Raw genomic sequence first — 24,374 nt, 5'->3', positions numbered from 1 at the left:
CCCCTCAGTTGCCGGTCGTGAAACCGGTGATGTCGCCCACCCGGGTCAGCGCCGCGTGCGCGGCGGCCACGATCCGGTCGGGGGTGAACCCGAACTGCTCGAAGAGCACCGAGTGCGGGGCGCTCGCGCCGTAGTGCTCCAGGCTGACGCTCTCGCCGCAGTCACCGACGATGCCGCGCCAGGACATGGCGATGCCCGCCTCCACGCTCACCCGAGCCTTTACCCCGCGCGGCAGGACCGACTCCCGGTACGCCTCGTCCTGCTCGAAGAACCACTCCTGGCAGGGCATCGACACCACCCGGGTCGGGGTGCCGTCGGCTTCCAGCCGCTCCCGGGCGGTGAGGCAGAGCTGCACCTCGGAACCGGTACCGACGATGATCACCTGCGGCTTGCCGGTGGACGCCTCGGCGAGCACGTAGCCACCCCGGGCCACGCCCTCCGCGCCGGCCAACTGCTCGCGGTCCAACGTCGGCAGCGCCTGGCGGCTCAGCGCCAGCGCGGTCGGCCGGTCGGTGTGCTCCAGCGCCCGCCGCCACGCCCAGGCGGTCTCGTTGGCGTCGGCCGGCCGGACCACGTCCAGGCCGGGGATGGCGCGCAGCGCGGTCAGGTGCTCCACCGGCTGGTGGGTGGGGCCGTCCTCGCCGAGACCGATCGAGTCGTGCGTCCAGACGTAGACCACCGGCAGCTTCATCAGCGCGGCGAGCCGCACCGAGGGGCGCATGTAGTCGCTGAACACCAGGAAGGTGCCACCGTACGGGCGGGTGCCGCCGTGCAGGGCGATGCCGTTGAGGATCGCGCCCATGGCGTGCTCGCGGATGCCGAAGTGCAGCGTGCGGCCGTACTCGTGGCCGGGGAAGTCCTTGGTGGCGTGGACGGCCGGGATGAACGACGGCTCGCCCTTCATGGTGGTGTTGTTGCTCTCGGCCAGGTCGGCCGAGCCACCCCAGAGCTCCGGCAGCACCGGGGCGAGGGCCTCCAGCACCTTGCCCGAGGCGGCCCGGGTGGCGATGCCCTTGGCGTCGGCGGGGAAGGTCGGCAGGGCCTGGGTCCAGCCCTCGGGGAGCACCCGGCCGGCGATCCGGTCGTAGAGCGCGCGGCGCTCCGGGTTCGCGCCCGCCCAGGCGTCGAAGGTCTGCCGCCACTGCTGCTGGGCGGCCTCGCCCCGGCTCATCACCTGCCGGGCGTGGCCGAGCACCTCCTCGTCGACCTCGAAGGTGCGCTGCGGGTCGAAGCCGAGGATCCGCTTGGTGGCGGCCACCTCGTCGGCGCCGAGCGCCGAGCCGTGGATCTTGCCGGTGTTCTGCTTGTTCGGCGCGGGCCAGCCGATGATGGTGCGCAGCGCGATGAAGGACGGGCGGCCGGTCTCCGCCTTGGCGGCCAGCAGCGCCCGGTACAGCGCCTCGACGTCCTCGTGGTAGTCGCCCTGGTCGGCGTCGCCGGCCCGCCAGTCGACCGTCTGCACGTGCCAGCCGTACGCCTGGTAGCGGGCCGCGACGTCCTCGCTCTTGGCGATCCGGGTGTCGTCCTCGATGGAGATCTCGTTGTCGTCGTAGATCAGGCAGAGGTTGCCCAGCTGCTGGTGTCCGGCGAGCGCGCTGGCCTCGTGGCTGATGCCCTCCTCGATGTCGCCGTCGGAGGCGATGCACCAGATGTCGTGGTCGAAGACCGAGGCGCCCGGCTCGGCCTCCGGGTCGAACAGGCCACGCTCGCGGCGGGCCGCCATCGCCATCCCGACCGCGTTGCCGAGGCCCTGGCCCAGCGGGCCGGTGGTGGTCTCCACGCCCGGGGTGTGCCCGTGCTCCGGGTGGCCCGGGGTGAGTGAGCCCCACTGCCGCAGCGACTTCAGGTCCTCCAGGCTCAGCGGGTAGCCGGAGAGGAACAGCTGGATGTAGAGGGTGAGGCTGGAGTGGCCGGCGGAGAGGACGAACCGGTCGCGGCCCGGCCAGTTCGGGTCGGCCGGGTTGTGCCGCATCACCCGGTTGAAGAGCAGGTACGCCGCGGGCGCGAGGCTCATGGCGGTGCCCGGGTGGCCGTTACCGGATCTCTCCACGGCGTCCATGGCCAGCACGCGGACGGTGTCGACGGCCCGACGGTCGAGGTCGGACCAGTTGAGTGCGGGGTGCTCGGGTCGGTTGGCAGCCACGATGGTTTGTGCTCCTCGGCAGATGGGCGGAACCCTCACTGGTGACCCTATCGAGCGGCCGTAAACGTCCGCCCGGGGATCTCTGCACGTAGCTGGGTACGTGCCTGACCAGATGATCGTTCAGGGTCGGGTGCGAGGTGATCCACCGAAGGTGTGACGGCTCGCACCGTTGACGGGTCGCCCGGGCAGCCAAAACGACGCCGCGTAGTCTGTGGGGCGGTGTGTGGGCCCGGACGGGTCCGGCCGCCCCGTCCCCCCTGCCGAAGCCGGAAGGTGGCAATCCGTGAGCATGATCACCGAGCGCCCCGTCAGCAACTCTGCCGGGCAGCCGCCGGTGCGCACGGTGACGGAGGAGCCGGCGACACCGCGTCGGGACGTCCGGGCCGTGGTCTCCGCCTACGTCGCGTTGACCAAGCCGCGGATCGTCGAGCTGCTGTTGGTGACGACGGTGCCGGCGATGATGCTGGCCGAGGGTGGGATGCCCTCGCTCTGGCTGGTGACGGTGGTGCTGGTGGGTGGTTCGCTCGCCGCCGGTGCGGCCAGCGTCCTGAACTGTTACATCGACCGGGACATCGACCAGCTGATGCGGCGCACCAAGCGTCGGCCGCTGCCCGCGCACACCGTCTCGCCGCGCAACGCGCTGGTCTTCGGGCTGGTGCTGGCGGTGGTGTCGACGGTGTTGATGGCGGCGTTGACCAACCTGCTGGCCGCCGCGTTGACGCTGGCCGCGATCGTCTACTACGACCTCGTCTACACGCTCTGGCTCAAGCGCACCACCACCGCGAACACCTTCTGGGGTGGGGCGTGCGGGGCGGCCCCGGTGCTGATCGGCTGGGCGGCGGTCACCGGCTCCCTGGCGCCGCAGGCGTGGGCGCTGTTCGCGGTGGTCTTCTTCTGGCAGATGCCGCACTTCTACCCGCTGGCCATGAAGTACAAGGACGACTACGCCCGGGCGGGGATCCCGATGCTGCCGGTGGTCGCCTCGGCCCGCCGGGTCAACGCGGAGATCCTGGTCTTCGCCTGGCTGACCGTGCTCGCCTCGCTGCTGCTGTGGCCGCTGGGCATGAGCCTGGTCTACGGCGTGCCGGCCCTGGTGGTGGGGGCCGTCTTCCTCATCGAGGCGCACCGGCTGTGCCGGCGGGTGGTCCGCGGCGATGCGGTCAAGCCGATGCGGCTGTTCCACTGGTCGACCACCTACCTCACCATCCTGTTCGCGGCCGTCGCGCTCGACGCGCTGGTCTGACGCGGGCTCGACGCGCTGTCCGACGCAGTCGGGCGGCTGGTCCGGCGCGCGACCGGGGCGTCGGTCTGGCGTGACCGGCCCACTGGCCTGACGCGCGCCCCGCAGCGCGGTCAGCGCTTTCTGCTCTGCTGCCACCGGCGCGCCACCGCCTGACGCGCCTCGCGCGTAGGGTGGAAAATCCGACAGATGGGGGTTTTCCTGGCCGTCCGTTTTCGCCTTCTCTTTCCGACACGTCGGGGCGAATCACCTGCGGTTTTTCGTAAACCCGTTCGTAATTGGCATCACAAAAGGTTCATCGTTCTCGCCCCCACGGGTGCGTCTCTGCTTAGGCTGCGCGTCATGGCAGATGGTTCCGATACAACGCTGGCGACGGAGCAGAGCGCGGAGCAGGCCCCCAACGGCCTGGTCGCCGGCATCAGGTCGTTCGCCGCCGGACACGGCGGCGCGAAGGCGGTCATCGAGTACGTCGGCAAGCGCGGGGCCCGGATCGTCCTCGTCGGCTCCGACGGCGCGTGGGCCGACCAGTTCGCCGACGACACCGTCGTCGCGCGGCAGGCGTGCGCCAAGGCGGGAGTCGCCGTCGAGAACGCCTGGGAACGCGAACTCATGGACCAGATGCGTCCGAGCAACGATCTCTGGCGGTCGATGTCCCGGCGCACGATGGCGCGGTGACCCAGACCTTGACCCACCACAACGCGGCCCGGGGGGAACTCCGGGTCGCTCTCGTCACCTGCGACCGGTTCGCCGACCTCGAGTCCGACGACCGGCTCGTGCTCGCCCCGCTCGCCGAACGGGGCATCGCGGTGGAGCCGGCCGTCTGGGACGACCCCGACGTCGACTGGGCCGCCTACGACCTGGTCGTGCTCCGTTCCCCGTGGGACTACGCACCGCGCCGCGACGAGTTCGTGGCCTGGGCGGAGAGCGTGCCGCACCTGCTCAACCCGGCCGACCTGGTGCGCTGGAACACCGACAAGCGGTATCTGGGCGAGCTGGCCGCCGCCGGCGTTCCGACCGTGCCGACCTGCTGGGTCGAGCCGGGCGCGGACTGGACCCCGCCGGACGGCCCCGGCCAGTACGTGATCAAACCGGCGGTCAGCGCGGGCAGCCAGGACACCGGCCGCTACGACCCGGCCGATCCGGAGCACCGGGAGCTGGCCGCCGCGCACGTGCGTCGGCTCTCCGCGGCCGGGCGGGTCACCATGGTCCAGCCGTACCTCGACGCGGTGGACACGGCGGGGGAGACGGCGCTGCTCTTCCTGGCCGGTCCAACGGGCCTGGCCTACAGCCACGCGATCCGCAAGGGCCCGATGCTGGACGGTCCGGACCACGGTGTCGAGGGGCTCTACCGGCCGGAGGTGATCGACGCCCGCACCGCCACGCCGGAGCAGTTGGCCGTCGGGCAGCAGGTCCTGGCCGCCGTGCCCGGGGGTGCGGACCGGCTGCTCTATGCCCGGGTGGACCTGATCCCGGGCGCGGACGGCAGGCCGGTCCTGGTGGAGCTGGAGTTGACCGAGCCGTCGCTGTTCCTCGGGTACGCCGACGGCGCTGCCGATCGCCTCGCCGAGGCGATCATGATCCACCTGGCCCGCCGGGGCTGAGCCCTACCGGACACTCGCCACCTCGCGCCGTCAACGAGCCGGATGTCCGGTTCGTTGCCGCCGGGGACAGGCCCGGACGCCGCGCCTTGCGGTTACCGCACCCCGGGGGCCCCGGCCCGCTCAGACGGCGGCGGGGACGCGACCGGCGGTCGGCGCGGGCTGCGGGGCGGGCTCGACCGGGCGGCGTTCCCGGGTCGACCAGAGCACCGACAGGGTGGCCAGCAACACCAGGCAGGAGCCGAGCATGTGCGCGCCCACCAGGAGCGCCGGCAGGTCGGTGAGGTACTGCACGAAGCCGATCACACCCTGGCCCAGTTCGACACCGACCAGCACGAGGGCCGCCCGGGCCGCCCCGGCGGCGCCGACCGCCCGGAAGGCGAACACCAGCGCCACGGAGAGGCCGATCAGCAGGAACACGGCATCGGCGTGCACCTGGGAGATCTGCTCCGGGTCCAACCCGTTGCGGGCGGCCCCGTGGTCGCCGGCGTGCGGGCCGCTACCGGTCACCCAGGTGCCCACCACCAACACCGAGGCGCTGACCGCCGTGGTGAGCCCGGCCAGGGTGCGCAGCGGGCCGGGCACCACGGGCACCACCGGCCCGTCCGGGTCGGTGGTGCGCCGCCACAGCGCGTACGCGGCGGCGATCACCACCATGGAGGCGAGGAAGTGCAGCCCGACCACCCACGGGTTGAGGTTGGTCAGCACGGTGATCCCGCCGATGACCGCCTGCGCGGGGATGCCGAGCAGCACGGCCACCGCCAACGGCAGCAGCCGGCGCCGGCGCGGTCGGTGCGCCAGCACCGCCAGCACCACGGCGAGCGCGATGGCCCCGACGGCGAAGGCGAGCAACCGGTTGCCGAACTCGATCACCCCGTGCACGCCCATCTCGGGGGTGGCGGTGTACGACTCGTCGGTGCACCGCGGCCAGGTCGGGCAGCCCAGGCCCGAGTCGGTGAGCCGGACCGCCCCGCCGGTCACGACGATGGCCACGTTCGCCACGATCGAGGCGTACGCGAGGCGACTCAGCAGGGTGTCGGAGACCGGGAACCGGACGGGAGCCTTCACGCCTCGAATCCTACGCATCGTAGTGGACGCCGATCGGGTGACTCCGCCATCGCGGTGTCGGGGATCACCGGGGGTCCGGTTTGCAGGCCCGGAGCGAATTACGTAACGTTGCCGTTGTGAAAAACGCGGCGGCGCTCTCCGGGCACCCGCCGGTGACCGGAACGGTCACCGGTGTGCCGCCGTCCGCCGATCTGCCCACCCGTGACCGGGTCACCCAGCTGCTGCTGGAGCGGGGGGCGACCACCGCCGCCCAGCTCGGCTCGGCGCTCGGGCTGAGCCCGGCCGCGATCCGTCGGCACCTGGACGCCATGCTCGCCGACGGTGACGTGATCGCCCGGGAACAGGTCGTCCGGGGCAGCCGCGGGCGGGGCCGCCCGGCCAAGGTGTTCCTGCTGACCGACGCCGCCCGGGGCCGGTGCGGCACGCACCACTACGACAACCTGGCCACCGGGGCGCTGCGCTGGATCGCCCGCAACGGCGGTTCCACGGCGGTGGCGGCGTTCGCCGCCGAGCAGGTCGCGGCGCTGGAGGCGCGCTGCCGGGCCGCCATGGAGGACGCCGGGGACGACCCGCTCGCGCGGGCGGAGGCACTCGCCACCGCGCTCACCGCCGAGGGTTACGCTGCCAGCGCGTCCACGATCGCCTCCGGCGGCCAGCTTTGCCAGCACCACTGCCCGGTGGCGCACGTGGCCGCCGAGTTTCCCCAGCTGTGCGAGGCCGAGACCGGGGTCATCTCCCGACTGGTCGGCACCCACGTGCAGCGCCTGGCCACCATCGCCCACGGCGACGGGGTGTGCACCACGCACATTCCGGCCCAGCCGCGCGTTCAGTCCGGTAACACCGTCACCACTGTGAGGACAGATAGATGACCGAGCAGATCGTCCAGCCCCTGACCCAGGAAGAGCAGCTCGCCGCCCTCGGTCGCTACGAGTACGGCTGGGCCGACCCCGACGCCGCCGGGGCGGTCGCCCAGCGCGGCCTCAGCGAGGCGGTGGTGCGGGACATCTCGGCCAAGAAGAACGAGCCGGCCTGGATGCTCGACCTGCGCCTGAAGGGCCTGCGCCTGTTCGGTCGCAAGCCGATGCCGGCGTGGGGCGCCGACCTCACCGGGATCGACTTCGACAACATCAAGTACTTCGTGCGGTCCACCGAGAAGCAGGCCACCAGCTGGGAGGACCTGCCGGAGGACATCAAGAACACCTACGACAGGCTGGGCATCCCGGAGGCGGAGAAGCAGCGGCTGATCGCCGGTGTGGCGGCCCAGTACGAGTCCGAGGTGGTCTACCACAAGATCCGTGAGGACCTGGAGGAGCAGGGGGTCGTCTTCCTCGACACCGACACCGCCCTCAAGGAGCACGAGGACCTGTTCAAGGAGTACTTCGGCACGGTGATCCCGGTCGGTGACAACAAGTTCGCCGCGCTGAACACCTCGGTCTGGTCCGGCGGGTCGTTCATCTACGTGCCGAAGGGCGTGCAGGTGGAGATCCCGCTGCAGGCCTACTTCCGGATCAACACCGAGAACATGGGCCAGTTCGAGCGGACGCTGATCATCGTCGACGAGGGCGCGTACGTGCACTACGTCGAGGGCTGCACCGCTCCCATCTACTCCTCGGACTCGCTGCACAGCGCCGTGGTGGAGATCATCGTCAAGAAGAACGCCCGTTGCCGGTACACGACCATCCAGAACTGGTCGAACAACGTCTACAACCTGGTCACCAAGCGCGCCGTGTGCCACGAGGGCGCCACCATGGAGTGGATCGACGGCAACATCGGCTCCAAGGTCACCATGAAGTACCCGGCGGTCTACATGACCGGCGAGCACGCCAAGGGCGAGGTGCTCTCGGTGGCCATGGCCGGCGAGGGCCAGCACCAGGACGCCGGCGCCAAGATGGTGCACGCCGCGCCGCACACCAGCAGCACCATCGTCTCCAAGTCGATCGCCCGGGGCGGTGGCCGCACCTCGTACCGGGGTCTGGTGCAGGTGCTGGAGGGCTCGCACCACAGCCGGAGCACGGTCAAGTGCGACGCGCTGCTGGTCGACACCATCTCCCGCTCGGACACCTACCCGTACGTCGACATCCGCGAGGACGACGTGTCGATGGGGCACGAGGCGACCGTCTCCAAGGTCAGCGAGGACCAGCTCTTCTACCTGATGAGCCGGGGCCTGAGCGAGGACGAGGCGATGGCGATGATCGTGCGCGGCTTCATCGAGCCGATCGCCAAGGAACTCCCGATGGAGTACGCCCTGGAACTCAACCGCCTGATCGAGCTGCAGATGGAGGGCGCGGTCGGCTGACGCCGCCCGACCCTCCCTCCGCTCAATGACACCGCCGTCCCGGAACAGACCAAGGAAGAGATGACTACCCAGGCTTCCGCGCCGCCCGAGACCAAGTCGCAGGCGCTCCGCTCGTACGACGTCGCCGACTTCCCGGCCCTCACCGGCCTGGAGGAGGAGTGGCGTTTCACCCCGCTCAAGCGCCTGCGTGGCCTGGTGGGCGTGGCTCCGGCCGCGCCCGCCGGGGTCCGCCACGAGTACGGCGACCTGCCCCAGGGCGTCACCGTCGAGCGGATCGGCCGGGACGACCCGCGGATGGGCGGCGTGCTCACCCCGTTCGACCGGGTCAGCGCGCTGGCGTACGGCGGGGTCGTCGAGCCGTTGCTGGTGTCGGTGGCCGCCGACACGGTGGTGGACACGCCGGTGGGCCTGCGGGTGGTCGGCGAGGGCGCGGACGCGGTCGCCTTCGGGCACACCTACGTCGAGGTGGGGCGCTTCGCCGAGGTGACCCTGGTGCTGGAGCACGTCGGCTCGGCCACGCTGGCCGACAACGTCGAGGTGTCGGTGGCCGACGGGGCGAAGCTGACCCTGGTCACCGTCGCCGACTGGGCCGACGACACCGTGCAGGCGCAGCACCTGAAGATCAGGCTGGGCCGGGACGCCAAGGCCACCCACGTGCAGGTCACCCTCGGCGGGGACCTGGTCCGACAGTTCACCTCCGTGGAGTACACCGGCCGGGGTGGCGAGGCCGAGTTGTACGGCCTCTACTTCGCCGACTCCGGACAGCACCTGGAGCACCGGCAGCTGGTCGACCACAACGTGCCGGACTGCCGCAGCTACGTCGGCTACCGGGGCGCGTTGCAGGGCGACGACGCCCGGACGGTCTGGGTGGGCGACGTGCTCATCCGGGCCGAGGCGACCGGTACGGACACCTACGAGATCAACCGGAACCTGCTGCTGTCCGACGGGGCGCGGGCGGACTCCGTACCGAACCTGGAGATCGAGACCGGCGAGATCGCCGGTGCCGGGCACGCCAGCGCCACCGGTCGCTTCGACGACGAGCAGCTGTTCTACCTGATGGCCCGGGGTATCCCGGAGGCCGAGGCCCGTCGCCTGGTGGTCCGGGGCTTCTTCGCCGAGCTGATCAACAAGATCCCGGTCGGGGAGCTGCGCGAGCGGCTCGGCGACGCGATCGAGGCCCGGCTCACGAAGGTCGGCGCGTGATGATCAGGATCTGTGCGAGCGAGGACGTGCCGAAGGGCAGCGTGATCAGCGCCGACGTGGACGGCACCACGATCGCCGTGGTGCACGGCGAGGACGACCGGTTCTACGCCGTGCACGACGAGTGCTCGCACGCCGCGGTCGCCCTCTCCGAAGGCGAGGTCGAGGACTGCACGCTGGAATGCTGGCTGCACGGATCCCGTTTCGACCTACGGACCGGCGAGCCGACCGGACTGCCCGCCACCGAACCCGTACCCGTCTACCCCGTCGAGATCCGCGACGGTGACATCTACGTCGACCTGACGCCGAGCAATGGAGTGACCCGATAATGAGCACCCTGGAGATCCGCGACCTGCAGGTGTCGGTGAAGCTGCCCGAGGGTGAGCTCAAGCCGATCCTGCACGGCGTCGACCTGACCGTGCGCTCGGGGGAGACCCACGCGATCATGGGCCCGAACGGCTCCGGGAAGTCGACCCTGGCGTACTCGATCGCCGGCCACCCCAAGTACGAGATCACCGGCGGTTCGGTGACCCTCGACGGCGTCGACGTGCTGGAGATGTCCGTCGACGAGCGGGCCCGCGCCGGTCTCTTCCTGGCCATGCAGTACCCGGTCGAGGTTCCCGGCGTCTCGGTGGCGAACTTCCTGCGTACCGCCAAGACCGCCATCGACGGCGAGGCGCCGAAGCTGCGCACCTGGGGCGGCGAGCTGCGCGGCGCGATGCAGCGCCTGCAGATGGACCCGGCGTTCGCCCAGCGCAACGTCAACGAGGGCTTCTCCGGTGGTGAGAAGAAGCGGCACGAGATCGTGCAGCTGGAGCTGCTCAAGCCGAAGATGGCCATCCTCGACGAGACCGACTCCGGGCTGGACGTGGACGCGCTGCGCGTGGTCAGCGAGGGCGTCAACCGGGTCCGCGACACCGGCGACACCGGCCTGCTGCTGATCACCCACTACACCCGGATCCTGCGTTACATCAAGCCGGACTTCGTGCACGTCTTCGTCGCCGGCCGGATCGTCGAGCAGGGCGGCCCGGAGCTGGCCGACAAGCTCGAGGAAGAGGGCTACGAGCGCTACGTCGCCGGGGCCGGCTCGGCGCGGGCCTGAGGCAGACATGACCTCCATCGCGATCCCGGCGGGCATGCCGCAGTACGACGACGCGCCCCGCTTCGACGTGGCGCGGGTGCGGGCCGACTTCCCGATCCTGGACCGGGAGGTCAACGGGCACCCGCTGGTCTACCTCGACAGCGCCAACACCTCGCACAAGCCTCGGCAGGTGCTCGACGTGCTCGCCGAGCACTACGCGACGCACAACGCCAACGTGTCGCGCTCGGTGCACACCCTGGGCACCGAGGCGACCGAGGCGTACGAGGGCGCCCGGGCGAAGATCGCCGCGTTCGTCAACGCGCCGAGCGTGGACGAGGTGGTGTTCACCAAGAACTCCACCGAGGCGATCAACATCGTGGCGTACGCGTTCTCCAACGCCTCGCTGCGGCCCGACGCCGACCCCCGGTTCCGGCTCGGCCCGGGTGACGAGATCGTCATCTCCGAGATGGAGCACCACTCGAACATCGTCCCGTGGCAGCTCCTCGCGGAGCGGACCGGCGCGACCCTGCGCTGGTTCCCGGTCACCGACGCCGGGCGGCTGGACGAGTCGGGGCTGGAGGAACTGGTCACCGAGCGGACGAAGATCGTCTCGCTGGTGCACACCTCCAACATCCTCGGCACCGTCAACGCCACCGCGCGGATCACCGAGCGGGTCCGTCGGGTCGGCGCGCTGCTGCTGCTGGACTGCTCGCAGTCGGTGCCGCACATGCCGGTGGACGTGGTCGACCTCGACGCCGACTTCGTCGTCTTCACCGGGCACAAGATGTGCGGGCCGACCGGCATCGGCGTGCTGTGGGGCCGGGGCGAGCTGCTCGCCGCGATGCCTCCGGTGCTCGGTGGCGGCTCGATGATCGAGACGGTGTCGATGGCGCGGTCCACGTTCGCCGCGCCGCCGGCCCGGTTCGAGGCGGGCACCCCGCCGATCGCCGAGGCGGTCGCGCTCGGCGCGGCGGTGGACTACCTCACCGGCATCGGGATGCGCGCGATCCAGTGGCACGAGAAGGAGCTGACGGCGTACGCGCTGGATGCCCTCGCCACCGTGCCCAAGCTGCGGATCTTCGGTCCGACCGTGCCGGTCGGCCGGGGCGGGACGATCTCGTTCGCCCTCGGCGACGTGCATCCGCACGACGTGGGGCAGGTCCTCGACTCGCTCGGCGTGCAGGTGCGGGTGGGGCACCACTGCGCGAAGCCGGTGTGCACCCGGTTCGGGGTGCCGGCGATGACCCGCGCCTCGTTCTACCTGTACACCACCACTGAGGAGATCGACGCCCTGGTGGCGGGGCTCGAGCAGGTGCGGAAGGTGTTCGACTGACATGCAGCTCGACCAGCTCTACCAGGAGATCATCCTGGACCACTACAAGCACCCGCACGGCCGTGGCCTGCGCGACACCGAGGACCCGGCGGCCCGGGTGGCCGAGGCGCACCACGTCAACCCGACCTGCGGTGACGAGATCACCGTCCGGGTGGCCGCCGACGGCGACCGGCTCGCCGACATCTCGTACGACGGGATGGGCTGCTCGATCAGCCAGGCGTCGGCGAGCGTGCTGCACGAGCTGCTCACCGGCCGGGGCGCGGGTGAGGCGTTCGTGGTGCACCAGGCGTTCGTGGAGTTGATGTCCGGCCGTGGGCAGGTCACGCCGGACGAGGACGTGCTCGGTGACGGGGTGGCGTTCGCGGGTGTCGCGCGCTACCCGGCCCGGGTCAAGTGCGCGCTGCTGCCGTGGATGGCGTTCAAGGACGCCGCGGCACGCGCCGGCGTGGGCGCGAGCCCGACGGAGGTGAAGGCATGAGTTCTGAGGAGACCACCGGCACGCCAGAGACCGGTGCCGTGGCGACCGACGGCGCGCTGCCGGCCGGCGGCCCGACCGCCTCGGCGGCCGACGGCGCCGCCTCCGGCGGCAAGGCGGCTGTCGCCGACATCGAGGAGGCGATGAAGGACGTCGTCGACCCCGAGCTGGGCATCAACGTGGTCGACCTCGGCCTGGTGTACGGCGTGCACGTCGACGACCAGAACGTCGCGACGCTGGACATGACGCTCACCTCGGCGGCCTGCCCGCTGACCGACGTGATCGAGGACCAGGCCCGGCAGGCGCTGACCACCGGGCCCGGCGGCGGACTGGTCGACGACATCCGGATCAACTGGGTCTGGCTGCCGCCGTGGGGCCCCGACAAGATCACCGACGAGGGGCGTGACCAGCTGCGCTCGCTCGGCTTCAACGTCTGAGCATCGCTGCGTCGAGCGCGGGCACCCTGTTCCGGGTACCCGCGCTCGACACGTCTACGACTCCGCTTCGGGCAGCCAGGGGACGAGCACGGCCGGGTCGGCGACCCAGCGCATGACCCGCTCCCGCTCCGGCGCGGTCAGCGGCAGCGCCCGCAGCCGGGTCCCCCACTCGGGCACCCGCTCGGGTTCCTCCAGCGCCACCGACAGCTCGATCAACGCGGCCAGTGCCAGCGCCTGCTCCACGGCCGGCGCGGCCTCACCGTGCCGGCGCAGGCCGGAGTTGAGCGCCCGGAACGCGGCCCGGTCGTCGTGTTTGAAATCTCGCAGAATCCGGGCGTTGTCGAGCACCCGGGCCAGTCCTGATAGCTGCTTCGAACCGCCGTACTCCAGCCCGGTCGGCTCGTCCCGCTGGATGAAGGTGACCCAGTTCCCCGACGGGTCGACCACGGTGAACCGCGAGGCGCCGGGGCGGTAGCGGGTGATCCGGGGTCGGTCCCTGGCGAGCACCCGGCCGTAGGCGCGGCGCATCGCCTCGCTGAACGTCGCATGGTACGGGGCGACCGCGTCGACCATCACGAGACAGCCGCCGGTCTTCTCGGCCGACGGGTCCACGCCGCTCGGTGCGCCACCGTAGTGCAGCTCGAACCCGCTCCACCCGAACGCCAGGTACAGGTACGGCCTCGTCTGCCGCCAGGTCACCGCGAAGCCGAGGGCCTGCCAGAACTCCAGGGTCTCCTCCACCGACACGCAGTGCAGCACTGGCACGGTGGTCTCGTTGGGCTGGACACGGTCCACGGTCATCAGCGCCCCTTCTGGCTAGCGGTCGATCGGTTCGGCCATTGTGTCCGCGGGCGGTGGCCCGGGGTCCACGCGGAACGCGACAGCTTTCCGGGCCTCTGCTTGGCGGGTGCGAGGGTTCTCCGGAACTGCCACACCTGATCTGCGCCCGCGTCCGGGCGGATTCGCCGCTGCCCGGAGGGAGCAAAACCCAGAGGCGGGACGGCCCGGTGCCGGGCCAGAATGGCGTGGTGATCGAGGCGTACCGGATGCGGGTCCCTGTTCGTGCGGCCACCACCGCCCGCCGACAGCGGACCACCTCGGCGTCGGTCGCGACCCGTCGCCCGCCGTCGTGACGGCGGCCTTCCTGGCCGGCATGATCGCGGGGTACGGGGTCGCGATCCCGGTCGGCGCCATCGCCGTGCTCGTCATGGGGTTGGCCGCGCGGACCTCGTTCCGGGTGGGTGCCGCCGCCGCGCTCGGGGTCGCCACTGCCGACGGTCTGTACGCGGCGGCCGCGGCGCTCGGCGGAGCCGCCCTCGCCTCCCTGATCACCCCGATCGCCGGCCCGCTGCGGGTGGTCGCCGCTGCGGTGCTGTTCGGCCTGGCCGTCCGCACCGCCTGGTACGCGCTGCGTCCAGCGGTCGGTCCGACGCCGGCCGCCACCCCTCGCCGCGGCTTGGACAGCCCGTCCCGAGCCTTCGCCGGAGTGCTCGCGCTGACCCTGCTGAACCCGGCCACCGTGGTCTACTTCGCGGCGCTCGTCCTCGGCCGCCGGGACTCCACCGACCCGGACCTGCCGGCCGCGTCGGCGTTCGTGCTCGGGGCGTTCCTCGCCTCGGCGAGCTGGCAACTACTGGTCGCCGGTGGGGGTTCCCTGGTCGGCCGGGTGCTGGCGGGCCCGCGCGGTCGCCTGGTCACCGCCCTGCTCTCCAGCGCGTTGATCGCCGCCCTCGCCGTGGCCACCCTGCTGCCGGCCTGAGCGTCGGTCTCGCACCAGATCGCTCCTTGCGGACGCGGTCGGGTGGCGTAGGTTCGGGAGGTGAGGATCAGAGCCGCAGTCGGTGGCGGCCGGTGGGTCGAGGTGGCCCCGGCCCGCGTCGCCCGCTGGGTGGCGGGCTTCGCCGACCGGCACGGCCCGCCCACCACCACCGCCCTGGGGTACGGCCTGCTGCTCACCGCCCCGGACGGTGCCACGGCCGAGCTGCACACCCCACCGGGCGCGCCGCGTGTGCCGGACCTGACCGGCTTCGTGGGGGCGGCCGCCGCGCCCCGCCGGATCGGCCTGCTGCTCGCCCGCAAGGGCGCGGTCGCGGTCGGCGTCGCGGTGGGGGAGGAGTTGGCCGTCTCCAAGGTGGACACCCGGTACGTGCAGGGGCGGACGGCGGCGGGTGGCTGGTCCCAGCAGCGTTTCGCCCGACGACGGGACAATCAGGCCAGGGCGGCGCTCGGCGACGCGGTCGAGTTGGCCGTGCGGCTGCTGCTGCCGGAGGCGTCGACGCTGACCACGCTGGTCTGCGGCGGCGACCGGCGGGCGGTGGACACCGTGCTCGCCGACCGGCGACTCGCGCCACTGGCGGCGCTGCGCGCCGAGCGGCTGCTGGATGTGCCCGAGCCCCGCCACGCCGTGCTGGTCGGGGCGGTCGCCGCCGCCCGAGCGGTGCACATCCGGGTCCGTGACCCGGATGTGTCCTGAGCCGTCCCGGCGCCGGCCGGTGGGTGTCGGGGTCGTCGGTCAGCGGCCGACGCCGAAGGTGTCGCAGGACTTCGGGTCGCCGGTGGAGTACCCCCGGGTGAACCACTCCTTACGCTGGGCGGACGAGCCGTGGGTGAACTCCTCCGGGTTCACCGGGCGGTTCGCCCGCTCCGAGATGGCGTCGTCGCCGATCTTCTCGGCGGCGTCGACGGCCTGGCTGATGTCCTGCTCGGTGATGCTCGTGAAGAGCGGTTCGCCGGTCGCGTCGGCGGTGCCGGTGGCGTTCTTCGCCCAGGCCCCGGCGTAGCAGTCCGCCTGCAACTCCATCTGCACCGACAGGGCGTTCGCGTTGCCCGGGTCGCGCTGCTGCTGGCGGCGCACCTGCGCCTCGGTGCCGAGCAGGGTCTGCACGTGGTGGCCGTACTCGTGGGCCAGCACGTACGGCTGGGCGAACTCGCCGGCCGCGCCGAGCTGGTCGGCCAGCACCCGGTAGAAGGCGAGGTCGATGTAGACCTGGCGGTCGGCGGGGCAGTAGAACGGGCCGACGCCGGAGTCGGCGGCGCCGCAGGCGGTGGTGACGCGCTGGTCGAAGAAGACCGTCCTCGCCGGCCGGTACTGCTCGCCGAACGCCTCCGGCAGCGCCGTACGCCAGTACGCCTGGATCGAGTTGACGTAGAGGTTGTTGCGGCAGTCGAGCTGCTGGAGGGCGTCGTCGGCGGCGCACTTCTGTTCCAGGGCGGTGTTGTCGCCCTGCTCTGCGCCGTCCATGGCCGCGTTCAGCCCGAAGCCGCCGCCGACCAGCGCGACCAGCACGGCGATGACGATCCCGACGATCCCTCCGCGTCCCCCGCCGATCGGGATGGGGATGCCCATCCCGCCGCCACCGCCGGATCCCCGCCGGTCGTCCACCTGACTGGTGTCGATCCGCGCGTTCTCGTTCAGCTCCATGTTGACCCCGATCACCGATTCGTCACGTCGCTGCGGCACCGGACCGGGTCCGGAGGTCGTCTCGATACCCGATGATCTTGATCGGTAATCCGGGCGGCGCCGCTCGGGTCGCCCGGTACAATTGCCCCCGTGCTGCTCTGCGAAGGCTGAACCGCCCCGCGCCGACGGTCCATCGGGCCCGCCGGCCGTTTCGCGTGCCCTGAGTCAGCCCTTCCAGACCCCGAGAGCGAGTACCGGAAATGATCAATGCCACCGGCCTGGAGCTGCGCGCCGGCTCCCGGATCCTGCTGTCCGACACCACCCTGCGGGTGCAGCCGGGTGACCGGATCGGCCTGGTCGGCCGCAACGGCGCCGGCAAGACCACCACGCTGAAGGTGCTGGCCGGCGAGGGGCAGCCGTACGCCGGCCAGATCGACCGGCGCAGCGCGATCGGCTACCTGCCGCAGGATCCGCGTACCGGCGACCTGGACGTCACCGGGCGGGACCGGGTGCTCTCCGCCCGGGGGCTGGACGTGCTGATGGCCCAGATGAAGGAGCTGGAGGCCCGGCTCGCCGAGGACGCCGACGAGAAGCTGGTCCGCCGCTACGGCGCGCTGGAGGACCAGTTCGCCGCCCTCGGCGGGTACGCCGCCGAGGCCGAGGCGGCCCGGATCTGCGCCAACCTCGGGCTGCCCGACCGGGCCCTGGCGCAGACGATCGGCACCCTGTCCGGCGGTCAACGGCGCCGGATCGAGCTGGCCCGGATCCTGTTCCGCGACGCGGGTGAGAACGGCGGCGGCATCCTGCTGCTCGACGAGCCGACCAACCACCTGGACGCCGACTCGATCACCTGGCTGCGCGGCTTCCTCGCCAACCACAAGGGCGGGCTGATCGTGATCTCCCACGACGCCTCGCTGCTGGAGTCGGTGGTCAACAAGGTCTGGTTCCTGGACGCCACCCGCTCGGTGGTCGACGTCTACAACCTGGGCTGGAAGGCGTACCTGGAGGCGCGGGAGGTCGACGAGCGGCGTCGGCGCCGGGAGCGCGCCAACGCCGAGAAGAAGGCCGGCGCGCTGATGGCGCAGGCCGACAAGATGCGGGCCAAGGCCACCAAGACCGTGGCCGCGCAGAACATGGCCCGCCGGGCCGAGAGGCTGCTCTCCGGCCTGGACGAGGTCCGGGTGGCCGACAAGGTGGCCAAGGTGCGTTTCCCGACCCCGGCGCCGTGCGGCAAGACTCCGCTCACCGCGACCGGCCTGTCGAAGTCGTACGGCTCGTTGGAGATCTTCACGGACGTGAACGTCGCGGTGGACCGGGGTTCCCGGGTGGCGATCCTCGGTCTCAACGGCGCCGGCAAGACCACCCTGCTGCGGATGCTCGGTGGACTGCTGCAGCCGGACACCGGCTCGGTGAACCCGGGGCACGGGCTGCGGCTGGGCTACTACGCCCAGGAGCACGAGACGCTGGACGTGGAGCGGACGATCCTGGAGCACATGCGCAGCGCCGCGCCGGAGCAGACCGACACGGACCTGCGCCGGATCCTCGGCGCGTTCCTCTTCTCCGGCGAGGACGTGGACAAGCGCGCCGGGGTGCTCTCCGGCGGCGAGAAAACCCGGCTGGCCCTGGCGACCCTGGTCTGCTCGGGGGCGAACGTGCTGCTGCTGGACGAGCCGACCAACAACCTCGACCCGGTCAGCCGGGAGCAGGTGCTGGACGCGATCGCCCGGTACCCGGGCGCGATCGTGCTGGTGACGCACGACCCGGGCGCGGTGCTGGCCCTCAAGCCCGACCGGGCGATCCTCCTGCCCGACGGCGACGAGGACGCCTGGAGCGACGACCTCCTGGAACTCGTCGAACTGGCCTGACCCCCATCTCAGAGCCCCGCTGACCACGCAGTTGGCGGCACTGTCGGAGACGAGCACGGCCGCCAACCTCATGCTCCAGAGGGAGGGGAGGGTCACTCTATCGGGAAGCTGACATTGCATAGCGTGTCGGTTGGCGAAGAGTTGATATCTGGCGCATGATCGTTCGAGGCGGTCTAATAGGTGGGACCGTATCCGAACCGCACAGTCTGGGACGTGAGGAATCAGCATGGCAGCCACTGGCACAGCCACCAGCACTGAGAAGGGTCGCCGGATCGTCGGAGCCGAGCGTCAGACGCTCGCCAAGGACCTGGTAAAGCGGTACACCTCGGGCGAGAGCATCCGTGCTCTCGCGGCCTCGACCGGACGATCCTACGGGTTCATCCACCGGGTGCTCACCGAGTCCGGGGTGCAGCTGCGCCAGCGTGGCGGCGCCCGGCGCCGCAAGAAGGCGTGACCCGCCCCGCAGTGTCGTCCATCAGCGTCGCGCTCCGGGCGGTCCGGTGACCGCAGAGACGACCGGGGTACGACTCGACTGCGACGGGCCGGTCGCGACGGTCACGTTGTGCCGGCCCGACGTGCTCAACGCACAGACTCCGGCGATGTGGCGCGCCATGCGCGACTTCTCCCGGGATCTGCCCGGCGACGTGCGTGTCGTCGTCGTGCGCGGCGAGGGACGGGCGTTCTCCGCCGGCCTCGACCTGTCCGTGGCCGGCGCCACCGGACCCGGGTCCTTCGCCGAGCTGTCCCGCCTGCCCGAGCAGGAGTGCGCGGACCTCATCGCCGAGTTCCAGGCGGGCTTCACCTGGCTGCACCGCCCCGACGTGATCTCGGTGGCGGCCGTGCAGGGGCATGCCATCGGTGCCGGTTTCCAGCTGGCTCTCGCCTGTGACCTGCGGGTGCTCGCCGAGGACGCCAGGCTGTCGATGGCCGAGGTGACCCTCGGCCTGGTCCCCGACCTGGCCGGCACCAAGCGCCTCGTCGAGCTGGTCGGATACTCCCGGGCGCTGGAGATCTGTGCGACCGGCCGGCGGTTGGACGCCACCGAGGCGGACCGCCTGGGCCTGGCCAGCATCGTCGTGCCCCCCGCCGAGCTGGACGGCGCCGTCCGGGACCTCACCGCCGGGCTGCTGGCGGGCAACCGGGACGCAGTGGTGGAGATCAAGGCGCTGCTCGCCGGCGCGGCGTCGCGGACCCACGCCGAGCAGCAGCGCGCGGAGCGGGAGGCGCAGACCCGCCGTCTGCGTGATCTCGCCGGCAGGGGAGAATAGTAAGGACCGCTCGGGAAGATCCGGGTTACTGCCGAAGTTGTCGTAGTCGTCGGGAGAATCGGACCCGACGGTGCGGCACGTGCAGGACCGGAGGTGACGATGTCCAACCCGATGTCCGGCGGGGGCATGGCCAATTGGGGCATGCTCCGGTCGATGCGCAGCCGCGACGAGGTCGACGCACACCGGCTGCAGCGCGGCACCGCCCGCCGGATCGTCGCGTTCGCCCGCCCCTACCGGCGGGACATCGCCGTCTTCCTGGTCACCGTGGTGATCGCCGCGATCATCGGGGTGGCCACGCCGGTGCTCGCCGGTGACGTCATCAACACCATCACCCGGGGCGGGCCGGACGCCGGTGACGCGGTCGTCCGCCTGGCGCTGGTCATCGCCGCCCTGGCGATCGCCGACGCGCTGTTCTCCCTGGCCCAGCGGTGGTACTCGGCGCGTATCGGCGAGGGCATCATCCTCGATCTGCGCACCCGGGTCTACGACCACGTGCAGCGGATGCCGTTGCAGTTCTTCAGCCGCACCCAGACCGGCGCCCTGGTCAGCCGCCTCAACAACGACGTGATGGGTGCCCAGCGGGCCTTCACCTCGACGCTGTCCGGAGTGGTCAGCAACGTCATCCAGCTGGTCCTCACCGCCGCGGTGATGTTCACCCTCTCCTGGCAGATCACCACCCTGTCGCTGGTGCTGCTGCCGATCTTCATCCTCCCGGCCCGCCGGGTCGGGCGACGGCTGGCCGAGATCACCCGGGAGTCGTACAACCTCGACGCCAAGATGAACGCGACCATGACCGAACGGTTCGGGGTGGCCGGAGCGTTGCTGGTCAAGCTCTTCGGCTCGCCGGAGGAGGAGGCCCGGCGTTTCGCCCGCCGCGCCGAACGGGTCCGGGACATCGGCATCCAGTCCGCGATGTACTCGCGGACGTTCTTCGTGGCGATGCTGCTGGTCGCCTCGCTGGCCCAGGCGCTGACCTACGGCCTGGGCGGCTGGTTGGCGGTCACCGGCGCGGTCAGCGCCGGCACGGTGGTCACCCTCGCGCTGCTGCTCACCCGCCTGTACGGTCCGCTGACCGCGCTGTCCAACGTCCGGGTGGACGTGATGAGCGCGCTGGTCTCCTTCGACCGGGTCTTCGAGGTCCTCGACCTGCGTCCGGGCATCGAGGAGAAGCCGGACGCGGTGCCGGTGCCCCGGGGCGACGGCCGGGTGGAGTTCCGTGAGGTCCGATTCCGCTACCCGGCCGCCGCCGAGGTGTCGCTCGCCTCGCTGGAGGAGGTGGCCACCCTCGACCGCACCGTCAACGAGCCGGTGCTCAAGGGCGTCTCGTTCACCGTCGAACCGGGCCAGATGGTGGCCCTGGTCGGCCCCTCCGGCGCCGGCAAGTCGACCCTGTCGATGCTGATCTCCCGGATCTACGACGTCACCGACGGGGCGGTGCTGGTCGGCGGTGTCGACGTACGCGACGCCACCCTCGCCTCGCTGCGCGACGAGATCGGTGTCGTCACCCAGGACAGCCACCTCTTCCACGAGACCATCCGGGAGAACCTGCGGTACGCCAAGCCGGACGCCGCCGACGACGAGATCTGGGCGGCCCTCGCGGGCGCGCAGGTCGCCGACCTGGTCCGAACCCTGCCCGACGGGCTGGACACCATGGTCGGCGAGCGCGGTTACCGCTTCTCCGGCGGCGAGAAACAGCGCATCGCCATCGCCCGGCTGCTGCTCAAAGCCCCGTCGATCGTGATCCTCGACGAGGCCACCGCCCACCTGGACTCGGAGAGCGAAGCGGCCGTGCAGCGCGCGCTGTCGGTGGCGCTGACCGGGCGGACGGCGCTGGTCATCGCGCACCGGCTCTCCACGGTCCGGGACGCCGACCAGATCCTCGTCCTCGACGACGGGCGGATCGTCGAGCGCGGCCGGCACGACGAACTGGTCGCCGTCGGCGGCCTCTACGCCGAGCTGTACCGCACCCAGTTCGCGGTCACCGACTCCCCGCGGCCGTACGCCGAGGGCGAGGTGCCGGACCCGGTGGTCACCACCGTGCCGATGGGCACCTACGTCGCCCGGGAGCCGCTGCCACCCGCCGCCGCCAACTAGCCGCCGGCGACGGCGGCGCGCAGCTCGCCGAAGGCGACGCCGAGCGTCTCCGGGGTGAAGTGGGCGTTCAGCCCGCTCGGGTTGGGCAGCACCCAGAGCCGGGCGCCGGCCAGCAGCTCCGGCTGTGGACCGAACCCGGCCCGAGGCCGGGCGAAACCGATCCGGTAGGCGGTCACCCCGACCACCGCCACCCAGGCCGGCCGGTACCGGGCGACCTTGTCGGTGAGGATCGCCCCGCCGGCGATCAGCTCCTCCGCGGTCAACTCGTCGGCCCGGGCACTGGCCCGGGCCACCATGTTGGTGATCCCCAGGCCGAGGCCGGGCAGCAGGCTCTGCTCGCTGGGGTGCAACCGGCGCGGGGTGAAGCCGCCCCGATGCAGCGCCGGCCAGAAGCGGTTGCCGGGGCGGGCGAAGTGCCAGCCGGTCGCCGCCGACCAGAGACCCGGGTTGATGCCGACGAAGAGCACGTCCAGGCCGGACGTGATGACGTCCGGGATGGTCTGGTCCGCCGCGGCGGCCAACTCCTCCGCAGTCGGTCGGGCACCGGACCCGGGGTGGTCGACGGCCGCGGCGGGCGGGCCGATCCGCGACGTCGGGTCGGCGACGCCTCCGGGCGTCCTCGGGTCCTGGCGGCGGCCCCTCGGCCGGGAGTCCGACGGCGCGTCCGTGCGGCCCCGCCGGGGACCGGTGGGGCCGGATGGACGCCGTGGTGGGGTCACAGCCCGCGCAGGGCGCCGCCGTCGACCGGCACGGTCACCCCGGTCACGTACCCGGCGGCGGGGGAGAGCAGGAACGCGGCCACCCGGCCGAACTCGACCGGATCACCGATCCGGCGCAGCGGGATGCCGGCCTCCGCCTCGACCCGGGCCGCCGCCGCGTCGCCTGTGGCGGCGAAGAGTTCCCGGTTGCGGTCGGTCATGATGCGCCCGGGCAACAACCCGAGCACCCGTACGCCCCGGGGGCCGTACTCGTCGGCCATGTCCTTGGCCACCCCCGCCAGGCCGGGCCGCAGGCCGTTGGAGATGCCGAGGCCGGGCACCGGACTGCGGGCCGAGGTGGACAACACCAGCCCGATCGCGCCACCGCCGGTCAGCGCGGCGGCCACGGTGCGGGCGGTGCGGACACTGCCCAGGAAGACCGTCTCGAAGGCCTGCCGCCACTGCGTGTCGTCGACCTGGGCGGCGGTGCCGGGCGGCGGTCCGCCGACCGAGACCAGCGCGCCGTCCAACCGGCCGAAGTGTTCCCGGGCGGCGGCGACCAGCCGCTGCGGGGTGGCCGGGTCGGCGAGGTCGGCGGTGATCCCGATGGCGCGCGCCGCTCCGCCCAGCCGGTCGACCGCCTCGGCCACCCGCTCGGGTGCCCGCGCGGAGACGACCACCCGGGCGCCGTCGGCGACGAGACACTCGGCGGTGGCGAAGCCCAACCCGCGGGAGGCACCGGTCAGCACGTACACCCGGTCGGTGAGTCCCAGATCCATGAGGTCGATCCTGCCGTACCGGCCGCGCCTGCTCAGCGCTGGGCGGCGCGCAGCAGGCGTACCCGACCGGCGACCTGCACCGCGACGGCGCCGCCGGCGCGGGCGACGGCCGGCAGCCGGCGCGGTCGCGGCGCGGTGCGACCGTCGTAGCGGTCGGCCGCCTCGCGCTCGGCCAGCTCCTCGGCGCCGGGGGCGGGCAGCGTGCCGCGGTCGCGCAGGGTGCGGGCCAGATCCCAGCCGTCGCGCAGGGGGCCGCTGCCGGGTCGCCCGTCGGCCCACCGCCGGAAGGTGTCCCACCAGGCGTCGCCGAGTCCGGCGGCGAGGCGGGGCCAGCGGCGGGCGACCTCGCCGGCCCGCTTGCGCAGCAGGGCGAGCCGGGCCGCCGCCAGCGGGCCGGCGGCGAAGCCGGGCGGCGGGGTGCCCCCGGCGACCAGGGCCGCCACCAGCGCGGCCTGCCGCGCGGCGAGGTCACCGGCCGGCTGTCGCGGCCGTTCGCCGCCCGGTCGTGCGGCCGGCGGCCCGGCCTGGGTGCCGCGGCGGCTCACGTGACCACCGGGTACCCGGAGGCGGCGGCCAACGCGTCCAGCTCCGCACACAGTTCGTGCGCCGGCGGGTAGTGGCCGTCGCGCTCCAGCAGCACCGCCGGCGGACGGTGCCGGGCGCAGAGCGCCTCGACCAGATCGAGCACCTCCGGCGGCACCGGGTCGGCGTGCGTGTCGTGGTAGTAGCCACCCTGCTCGGCACCGCCGGCCACGTGGACGTAGGCGACCCGGTCCAGCGGTAGCCGGTCCAGCAGGGCAGCGGGGTCGCCACCCCGGTTACGGGCGTTGGCATGCAGGTTGGCCAGGTCGAGCAACAGCATCGCCCCGGTGGCGTCGAGGATCTCGGTGAGGAAGTCCGCCTCGTCCAGTTCGTCGTCCGGCCAGTCGAAGAGCGCGGCGACCGGTTCCAGCGCGAGTGGCACCGGCAGCTCCGCCTGCGTGCGCCGGACGTTCGCCACCACCGCGGCCACCGCCTCCCGGCTGCGGGGCACCGGCAGCAGGTGCCCGGCCTCCAGACCGCCGGCCCGGACGAACGCGATGTGTTCGCTGACCAGCGGTGCCCCGACCAGATCCGCCGCCCGCGCCAGGTGGGCGACCCGGGCCGGCTCGACCGGCTCCGCGCCGCCGAGGGAGAGCCGCACCCCGTGCGGTACGACGGCGACGCCGCGTTCCCGCAGCTCGGCGAGACCGACCGGGGCCCTGTCGTGTACCGCCTCGGCCACCACCTCGACGAACCGCAACCCCGGCAGCTCGGCGACGAAACCGGCGATCTCCGGTCGCCAGCCGATGCCGACCCCGACCGGGCCGGTCATCCGCCGCACCCGCCGCCGCCGCAGCCACCGCCACCGCCGCAGGAG

General features: G+C 72.3%; 25 protein-coding genes. 17 read left to right on the top strand and 8 right to left on the bottom strand.

Going from position 1 to position 24,374, the window contains the following annotated elements:
- Positions 1-4: 4 nt before the first annotated feature.
- The gene (tkt, locus tag E1182_RS05605; RefSeq protein WP_132261584.1) at positions 5-2,143 is read right to left on the bottom strand and encodes a transketolase; all 2,139 of its coding nucleotides are present in this window, start codon (positions 2,141-2,143) and stop codon (positions 5-7) included.
- A gap of 283 nt (positions 2,144-2,426) precedes the next feature.
- Between tkt and E1182_RS05600 the strand changes: the two genes are divergently transcribed.
- The 3 genes from E1182_RS05600 (at position 2,427) to E1182_RS05590 (ending at position 4,984) form a co-directional block, all read left to right on the top strand.
- On the top strand, positions 2,427-3,386 hold the full coding sequence (locus tag E1182_RS05600; protein WP_132261583.1) for a heme o synthase: 960 nt from the start codon (positions 2,427-2,429) through the stop codon (positions 3,384-3,386).
- A 339-nt stretch (positions 3,387-3,725) separates the two neighbouring features.
- A complete protein-coding gene (locus E1182_RS05595; RefSeq protein ID WP_132261582.1) occupies positions 3,726-4,058 on the top strand; it encodes a hypothetical protein in 333 nt (110 codons plus the stop codon).
- Positions 4,055-4,984, top strand: coding sequence for a RimK family alpha-L-glutamate ligase (locus E1182_RS05590; RefSeq protein ID WP_243706053.1), 930 nt, complete (start codon positions 4,055-4,057; stop codon positions 4,982-4,984). Before E1182_RS05595 ends, E1182_RS05590 begins: the two co-directional genes overlap by 4 nt.
- A 120-nt stretch (positions 4,985-5,104) precedes the next feature.
- Here E1182_RS05590 and E1182_RS05585 read toward each other — a convergent pair whose 3' ends face one another.
- Positions 5,105-6,067: a heme A synthase gene (locus tag E1182_RS05585; RefSeq protein WP_132261581.1), complete on the bottom strand. Its 963-nt coding sequence runs from the start codon at positions 6,065-6,067 to the stop codon at positions 5,105-5,107.
- A 98-nt stretch (positions 6,068-6,165) separates the two neighbouring features.
- Here E1182_RS05585 and E1182_RS05580 point away from each other — a divergent pair, with 98 nt between their 5' ends.
- Genes E1182_RS05580 through E1182_RS05545 form a run of 8 tightly spaced genes read left to right on the top strand, consistent with a single transcriptional unit; the run spans position 6,166 to position 12,871 of the window.
- Entirely contained in the window at positions 6,166-6,918 is a 753-nt protein-coding gene (locus tag E1182_RS05580; protein ID WP_132261580.1) for a metalloregulator ArsR/SmtB family transcription factor, read from the top strand.
- Positions 6,915-8,345: a Fe-S cluster assembly protein SufB gene (sufB, locus tag E1182_RS05575; RefSeq protein ID WP_132261579.1), complete on the top strand. Its 1,431-nt coding sequence runs from the start codon at positions 6,915-6,917 to the stop codon at positions 8,343-8,345. Before E1182_RS05580 ends, sufB begins: the two co-directional genes overlap by 4 nt.
- A gap of 60 nt (positions 8,346-8,405) precedes the next feature.
- On the top strand, positions 8,406-9,548 hold the full coding sequence (sufD, locus tag E1182_RS05570; RefSeq protein WP_132261578.1) for a Fe-S cluster assembly protein SufD: 1,143 nt from the start codon (positions 8,406-8,408) through the stop codon (positions 9,546-9,548).
- Entirely contained in the window at positions 9,548-9,874 is a 327-nt protein-coding gene (locus E1182_RS05565; RefSeq protein ID WP_132261577.1) for a non-heme iron oxygenase ferredoxin subunit, read from the top strand. The genes sufD and E1182_RS05565 overlap by 1 nt, the downstream gene beginning before the upstream one ends.
- The gene (sufC, locus tag E1182_RS05560) at positions 9,874-10,647 is read left to right on the top strand and encodes a Fe-S cluster assembly ATPase SufC (RefSeq protein WP_132261576.1); all 774 of its coding nucleotides are present in this window, start codon (positions 9,874-9,876) and stop codon (positions 10,645-10,647) included. The genes E1182_RS05565 and sufC overlap by 1 nt, the downstream gene beginning before the upstream one ends.
- A 7-nt stretch (positions 10,648-10,654) precedes the next feature.
- Entirely contained in the window at positions 10,655-11,959 is a 1,305-nt protein-coding gene (locus E1182_RS05555) for a cysteine desulfurase (RefSeq protein ID WP_132261575.1), read from the top strand.
- Position 11,960: 1 nt separating this feature from the next.
- Entirely contained in the window at positions 11,961-12,437 is a 477-nt protein-coding gene (sufU, locus tag E1182_RS05550) for a Fe-S cluster assembly sulfur transfer protein SufU (RefSeq protein ID WP_132261574.1), read from the top strand.
- Positions 12,434-12,871 (top strand): metal-sulfur cluster assembly factor, encoded by a 438-nt coding sequence (locus E1182_RS05545; protein WP_132261573.1) that lies wholly within the window; start codon positions 12,434-12,436, stop codon positions 12,869-12,871. The genes sufU and E1182_RS05545 overlap by 4 nt, the downstream gene beginning before the upstream one ends.
- Positions 12,872-12,925: 54 nt before the next feature.
- Here E1182_RS05545 and E1182_RS05540 read toward each other — a convergent pair whose 3' ends face one another.
- On the bottom strand, positions 12,926-13,672 hold the full coding sequence (locus tag E1182_RS05540) for a glyoxalase (protein ID WP_132261572.1): 747 nt from the start codon (positions 13,670-13,672) through the stop codon (positions 12,926-12,928).
- 352 nt (positions 13,673-14,024) lie between these two features.
- On the opposite strand from E1182_RS05540, the gene E1182_RS05535 reads away from it, so the two are divergent.
- Entirely contained in the window at positions 14,025-14,630 is a 606-nt protein-coding gene (locus E1182_RS05535) for a LysE family transporter (protein WP_132261609.1), read from the top strand.
- Between the two features lie 60 nt (positions 14,631-14,690).
- Positions 14,691-15,344 carry an acVLRF1 family peptidyl-tRNA hydrolase gene (locus tag E1182_RS05530; RefSeq protein ID WP_132261571.1) on the top strand — a complete coding sequence of 218 codons (654 nt, stop codon included), beginning with the start codon at positions 14,691-14,693 and terminating at the stop codon, positions 15,342-15,344.
- A 39-nt stretch (positions 15,345-15,383) separates the two neighbouring features.
- Here E1182_RS05530 and E1182_RS05525 read toward each other — a convergent pair whose 3' ends face one another.
- Positions 15,384-16,292 carry a neutral zinc metallopeptidase gene (locus E1182_RS05525; RefSeq protein WP_132261607.1) on the bottom strand — a complete coding sequence of 303 codons (909 nt, stop codon included), beginning with the start codon at positions 16,290-16,292 and terminating at the stop codon, positions 15,384-15,386.
- A 239-nt stretch (positions 16,293-16,531) separates the two neighbouring features.
- Between E1182_RS05525 and E1182_RS05520 the strand changes: the two genes are divergently transcribed.
- From E1182_RS05520 to E1182_RS05505, 4 genes are all read left to right on the top strand, one after another.
- Positions 16,532-18,136 carry an ABC-F family ATP-binding cassette domain-containing protein gene (locus E1182_RS05520; protein ID WP_132261570.1) on the top strand — a complete coding sequence of 535 codons (1,605 nt, stop codon included), beginning with the start codon at positions 16,532-16,534 and terminating at the stop codon, positions 18,134-18,136.
- Between the two features lie 226 nt (positions 18,137-18,362).
- Entirely contained in the window at positions 18,363-18,590 is a 228-nt protein-coding gene (locus E1182_RS05515; protein ID WP_007462679.1) for a helix-turn-helix domain-containing protein, read from the top strand.
- A gap of 46 nt (positions 18,591-18,636) precedes the next feature.
- On the top strand, positions 18,637-19,404 hold the full coding sequence (locus E1182_RS05510; RefSeq protein ID WP_132261569.1) for an enoyl-CoA hydratase/isomerase family protein: 768 nt from the start codon (positions 18,637-18,639) through the stop codon (positions 19,402-19,404).
- Positions 19,405-19,515: 111 nt separating this feature from the next.
- Positions 19,516-21,498 carry an ABC transporter ATP-binding protein gene (locus tag E1182_RS05505; RefSeq protein WP_207921281.1) on the top strand — a complete coding sequence of 661 codons (1,983 nt, stop codon included), beginning with the start codon at positions 19,516-19,518 and terminating at the stop codon, positions 21,496-21,498.
- Here E1182_RS05505 and mug read toward each other — a convergent pair.
- From mug to E1182_RS05485, 4 genes are all read right to left on the bottom strand, one after another.
- On the bottom strand, positions 21,495-22,082 hold the full coding sequence (gene mug / locus E1182_RS05500) for a G/U mismatch-specific DNA glycosylase (RefSeq protein WP_132261605.1): 588 nt from the start codon (positions 22,080-22,082) through the stop codon (positions 21,495-21,497). The two genes, E1182_RS05505 and mug, sit on opposite strands and share 4 nt — an antisense overlap.
- Positions 22,083-22,213: 131 nt before the next feature.
- Complete coding sequence (locus E1182_RS05495) at positions 22,214-22,975, bottom strand: SDR family oxidoreductase (protein ID WP_132261568.1); 762 nt, start codon at positions 22,973-22,975, stop codon at positions 22,214-22,216.
- A gap of 32 nt (positions 22,976-23,007) precedes the next feature.
- Positions 23,008-23,520: a hypothetical protein gene (locus E1182_RS05490; protein ID WP_371687516.1), complete on the bottom strand. Its 513-nt coding sequence runs from the start codon at positions 23,518-23,520 to the stop codon at positions 23,008-23,010.
- Positions 23,517-24,329 (bottom strand): DUF692 domain-containing protein, encoded by an 813-nt coding sequence (locus tag E1182_RS05485; RefSeq protein ID WP_132261567.1) that lies wholly within the window; start codon positions 24,327-24,329, stop codon positions 23,517-23,519. Before E1182_RS05485 ends, E1182_RS05490 begins: the two co-directional genes overlap by 4 nt.
- Positions 24,330-24,374: the final 45 nt, after the last annotated feature.

The organism is Micromonospora sp. KC721 (genome assembly GCF_004348355.1).
Lineage (GTDB): Bacteria > Actinomycetota > Actinomycetes > Mycobacteriales > Micromonosporaceae > Micromonospora.
The sequence above is the reverse complement of the archived record's forward strand: the minus strand, read 5'-3'. Positions and strand labels throughout refer to the sequence as shown.

Coding starts and splice junctions, on each gene's coding strand:
- E1182_RS05545 (WP_132261573.1), top strand. CDS start 12,434: ATGAGTTCTGAGGAGACCACCGGCACGCCAGAGACCGGTGCCGTGGCG.
- E1182_RS05485 (WP_132261567.1), bottom strand. CDS start 24,329: ATGACCGGCCCGGTCGGGGTCGGCATCGGCTGGCGACCGGAGATCGCC.
- sufD (WP_132261578.1), top strand. CDS start 8,406: ATGACTACCCAGGCTTCCGCGCCGCCCGAGACCAAGTCGCAGGCGCTC.
- E1182_RS05535 (WP_132261609.1), top strand. CDS start 14,025: ATGATCGCGGGGTACGGGGTCGCGATCCCGGTCGGCGCCATCGCCGTG.
- E1182_RS05505 (WP_207921281.1), top strand. CDS start 19,516: ATGTCCGGCGGGGGCATGGCCAATTGGGGCATGCTCCGGTCGATGCGC.
- E1182_RS05565 (WP_132261577.1), top strand. CDS start 9,548: ATGATCAGGATCTGTGCGAGCGAGGACGTGCCGAAGGGCAGCGTGATC.
- E1182_RS05585 (WP_132261581.1), bottom strand. CDS start 6,067: ATGCGTAGGATTCGAGGCGTGAAGGCTCCCGTCCGGTTCCCGGTCTCC.
- E1182_RS05555 (WP_132261575.1), top strand. CDS start 10,655: ATGACCTCCATCGCGATCCCGGCGGGCATGCCGCAGTACGACGACGCG.
- E1182_RS05495 (WP_132261568.1), bottom strand. CDS start 22,975: ATGGATCTGGGACTCACCGACCGGGTGTACGTGCTGACCGGTGCCTCC.
- E1182_RS05525 (WP_132261607.1), bottom strand. CDS start 16,292: ATGGAGCTGAACGAGAACGCGCGGATCGACACCAGTCAGGTGGACGAC.
- E1182_RS05540 (WP_132261572.1), bottom strand. CDS start 13,672: ATGACCGTGGACCGTGTCCAGCCCAACGAGACCACCGTGCCAGTGCTG.
- sufU (WP_132261574.1), top strand. CDS start 11,961: ATGCAGCTCGACCAGCTCTACCAGGAGATCATCCTGGACCACTACAAG.
- E1182_RS05595 (WP_132261582.1), top strand. CDS start 3,726: ATGGCAGATGGTTCCGATACAACGCTGGCGACGGAGCAGAGCGCGGAG.
- sufB (WP_132261579.1), top strand. CDS start 6,915: ATGACCGAGCAGATCGTCCAGCCCCTGACCCAGGAAGAGCAGCTCGCC.
- E1182_RS05520 (WP_132261570.1), top strand. CDS start 16,532: ATGATCAATGCCACCGGCCTGGAGCTGCGCGCCGGCTCCCGGATCCTG.
- E1182_RS05515 (WP_007462679.1), top strand. CDS start 18,363: ATGGCAGCCACTGGCACAGCCACCAGCACTGAGAAGGGTCGCCGGATC.
- sufC (WP_132261576.1), top strand. CDS start 9,874: ATGAGCACCCTGGAGATCCGCGACCTGCAGGTGTCGGTGAAGCTGCCC.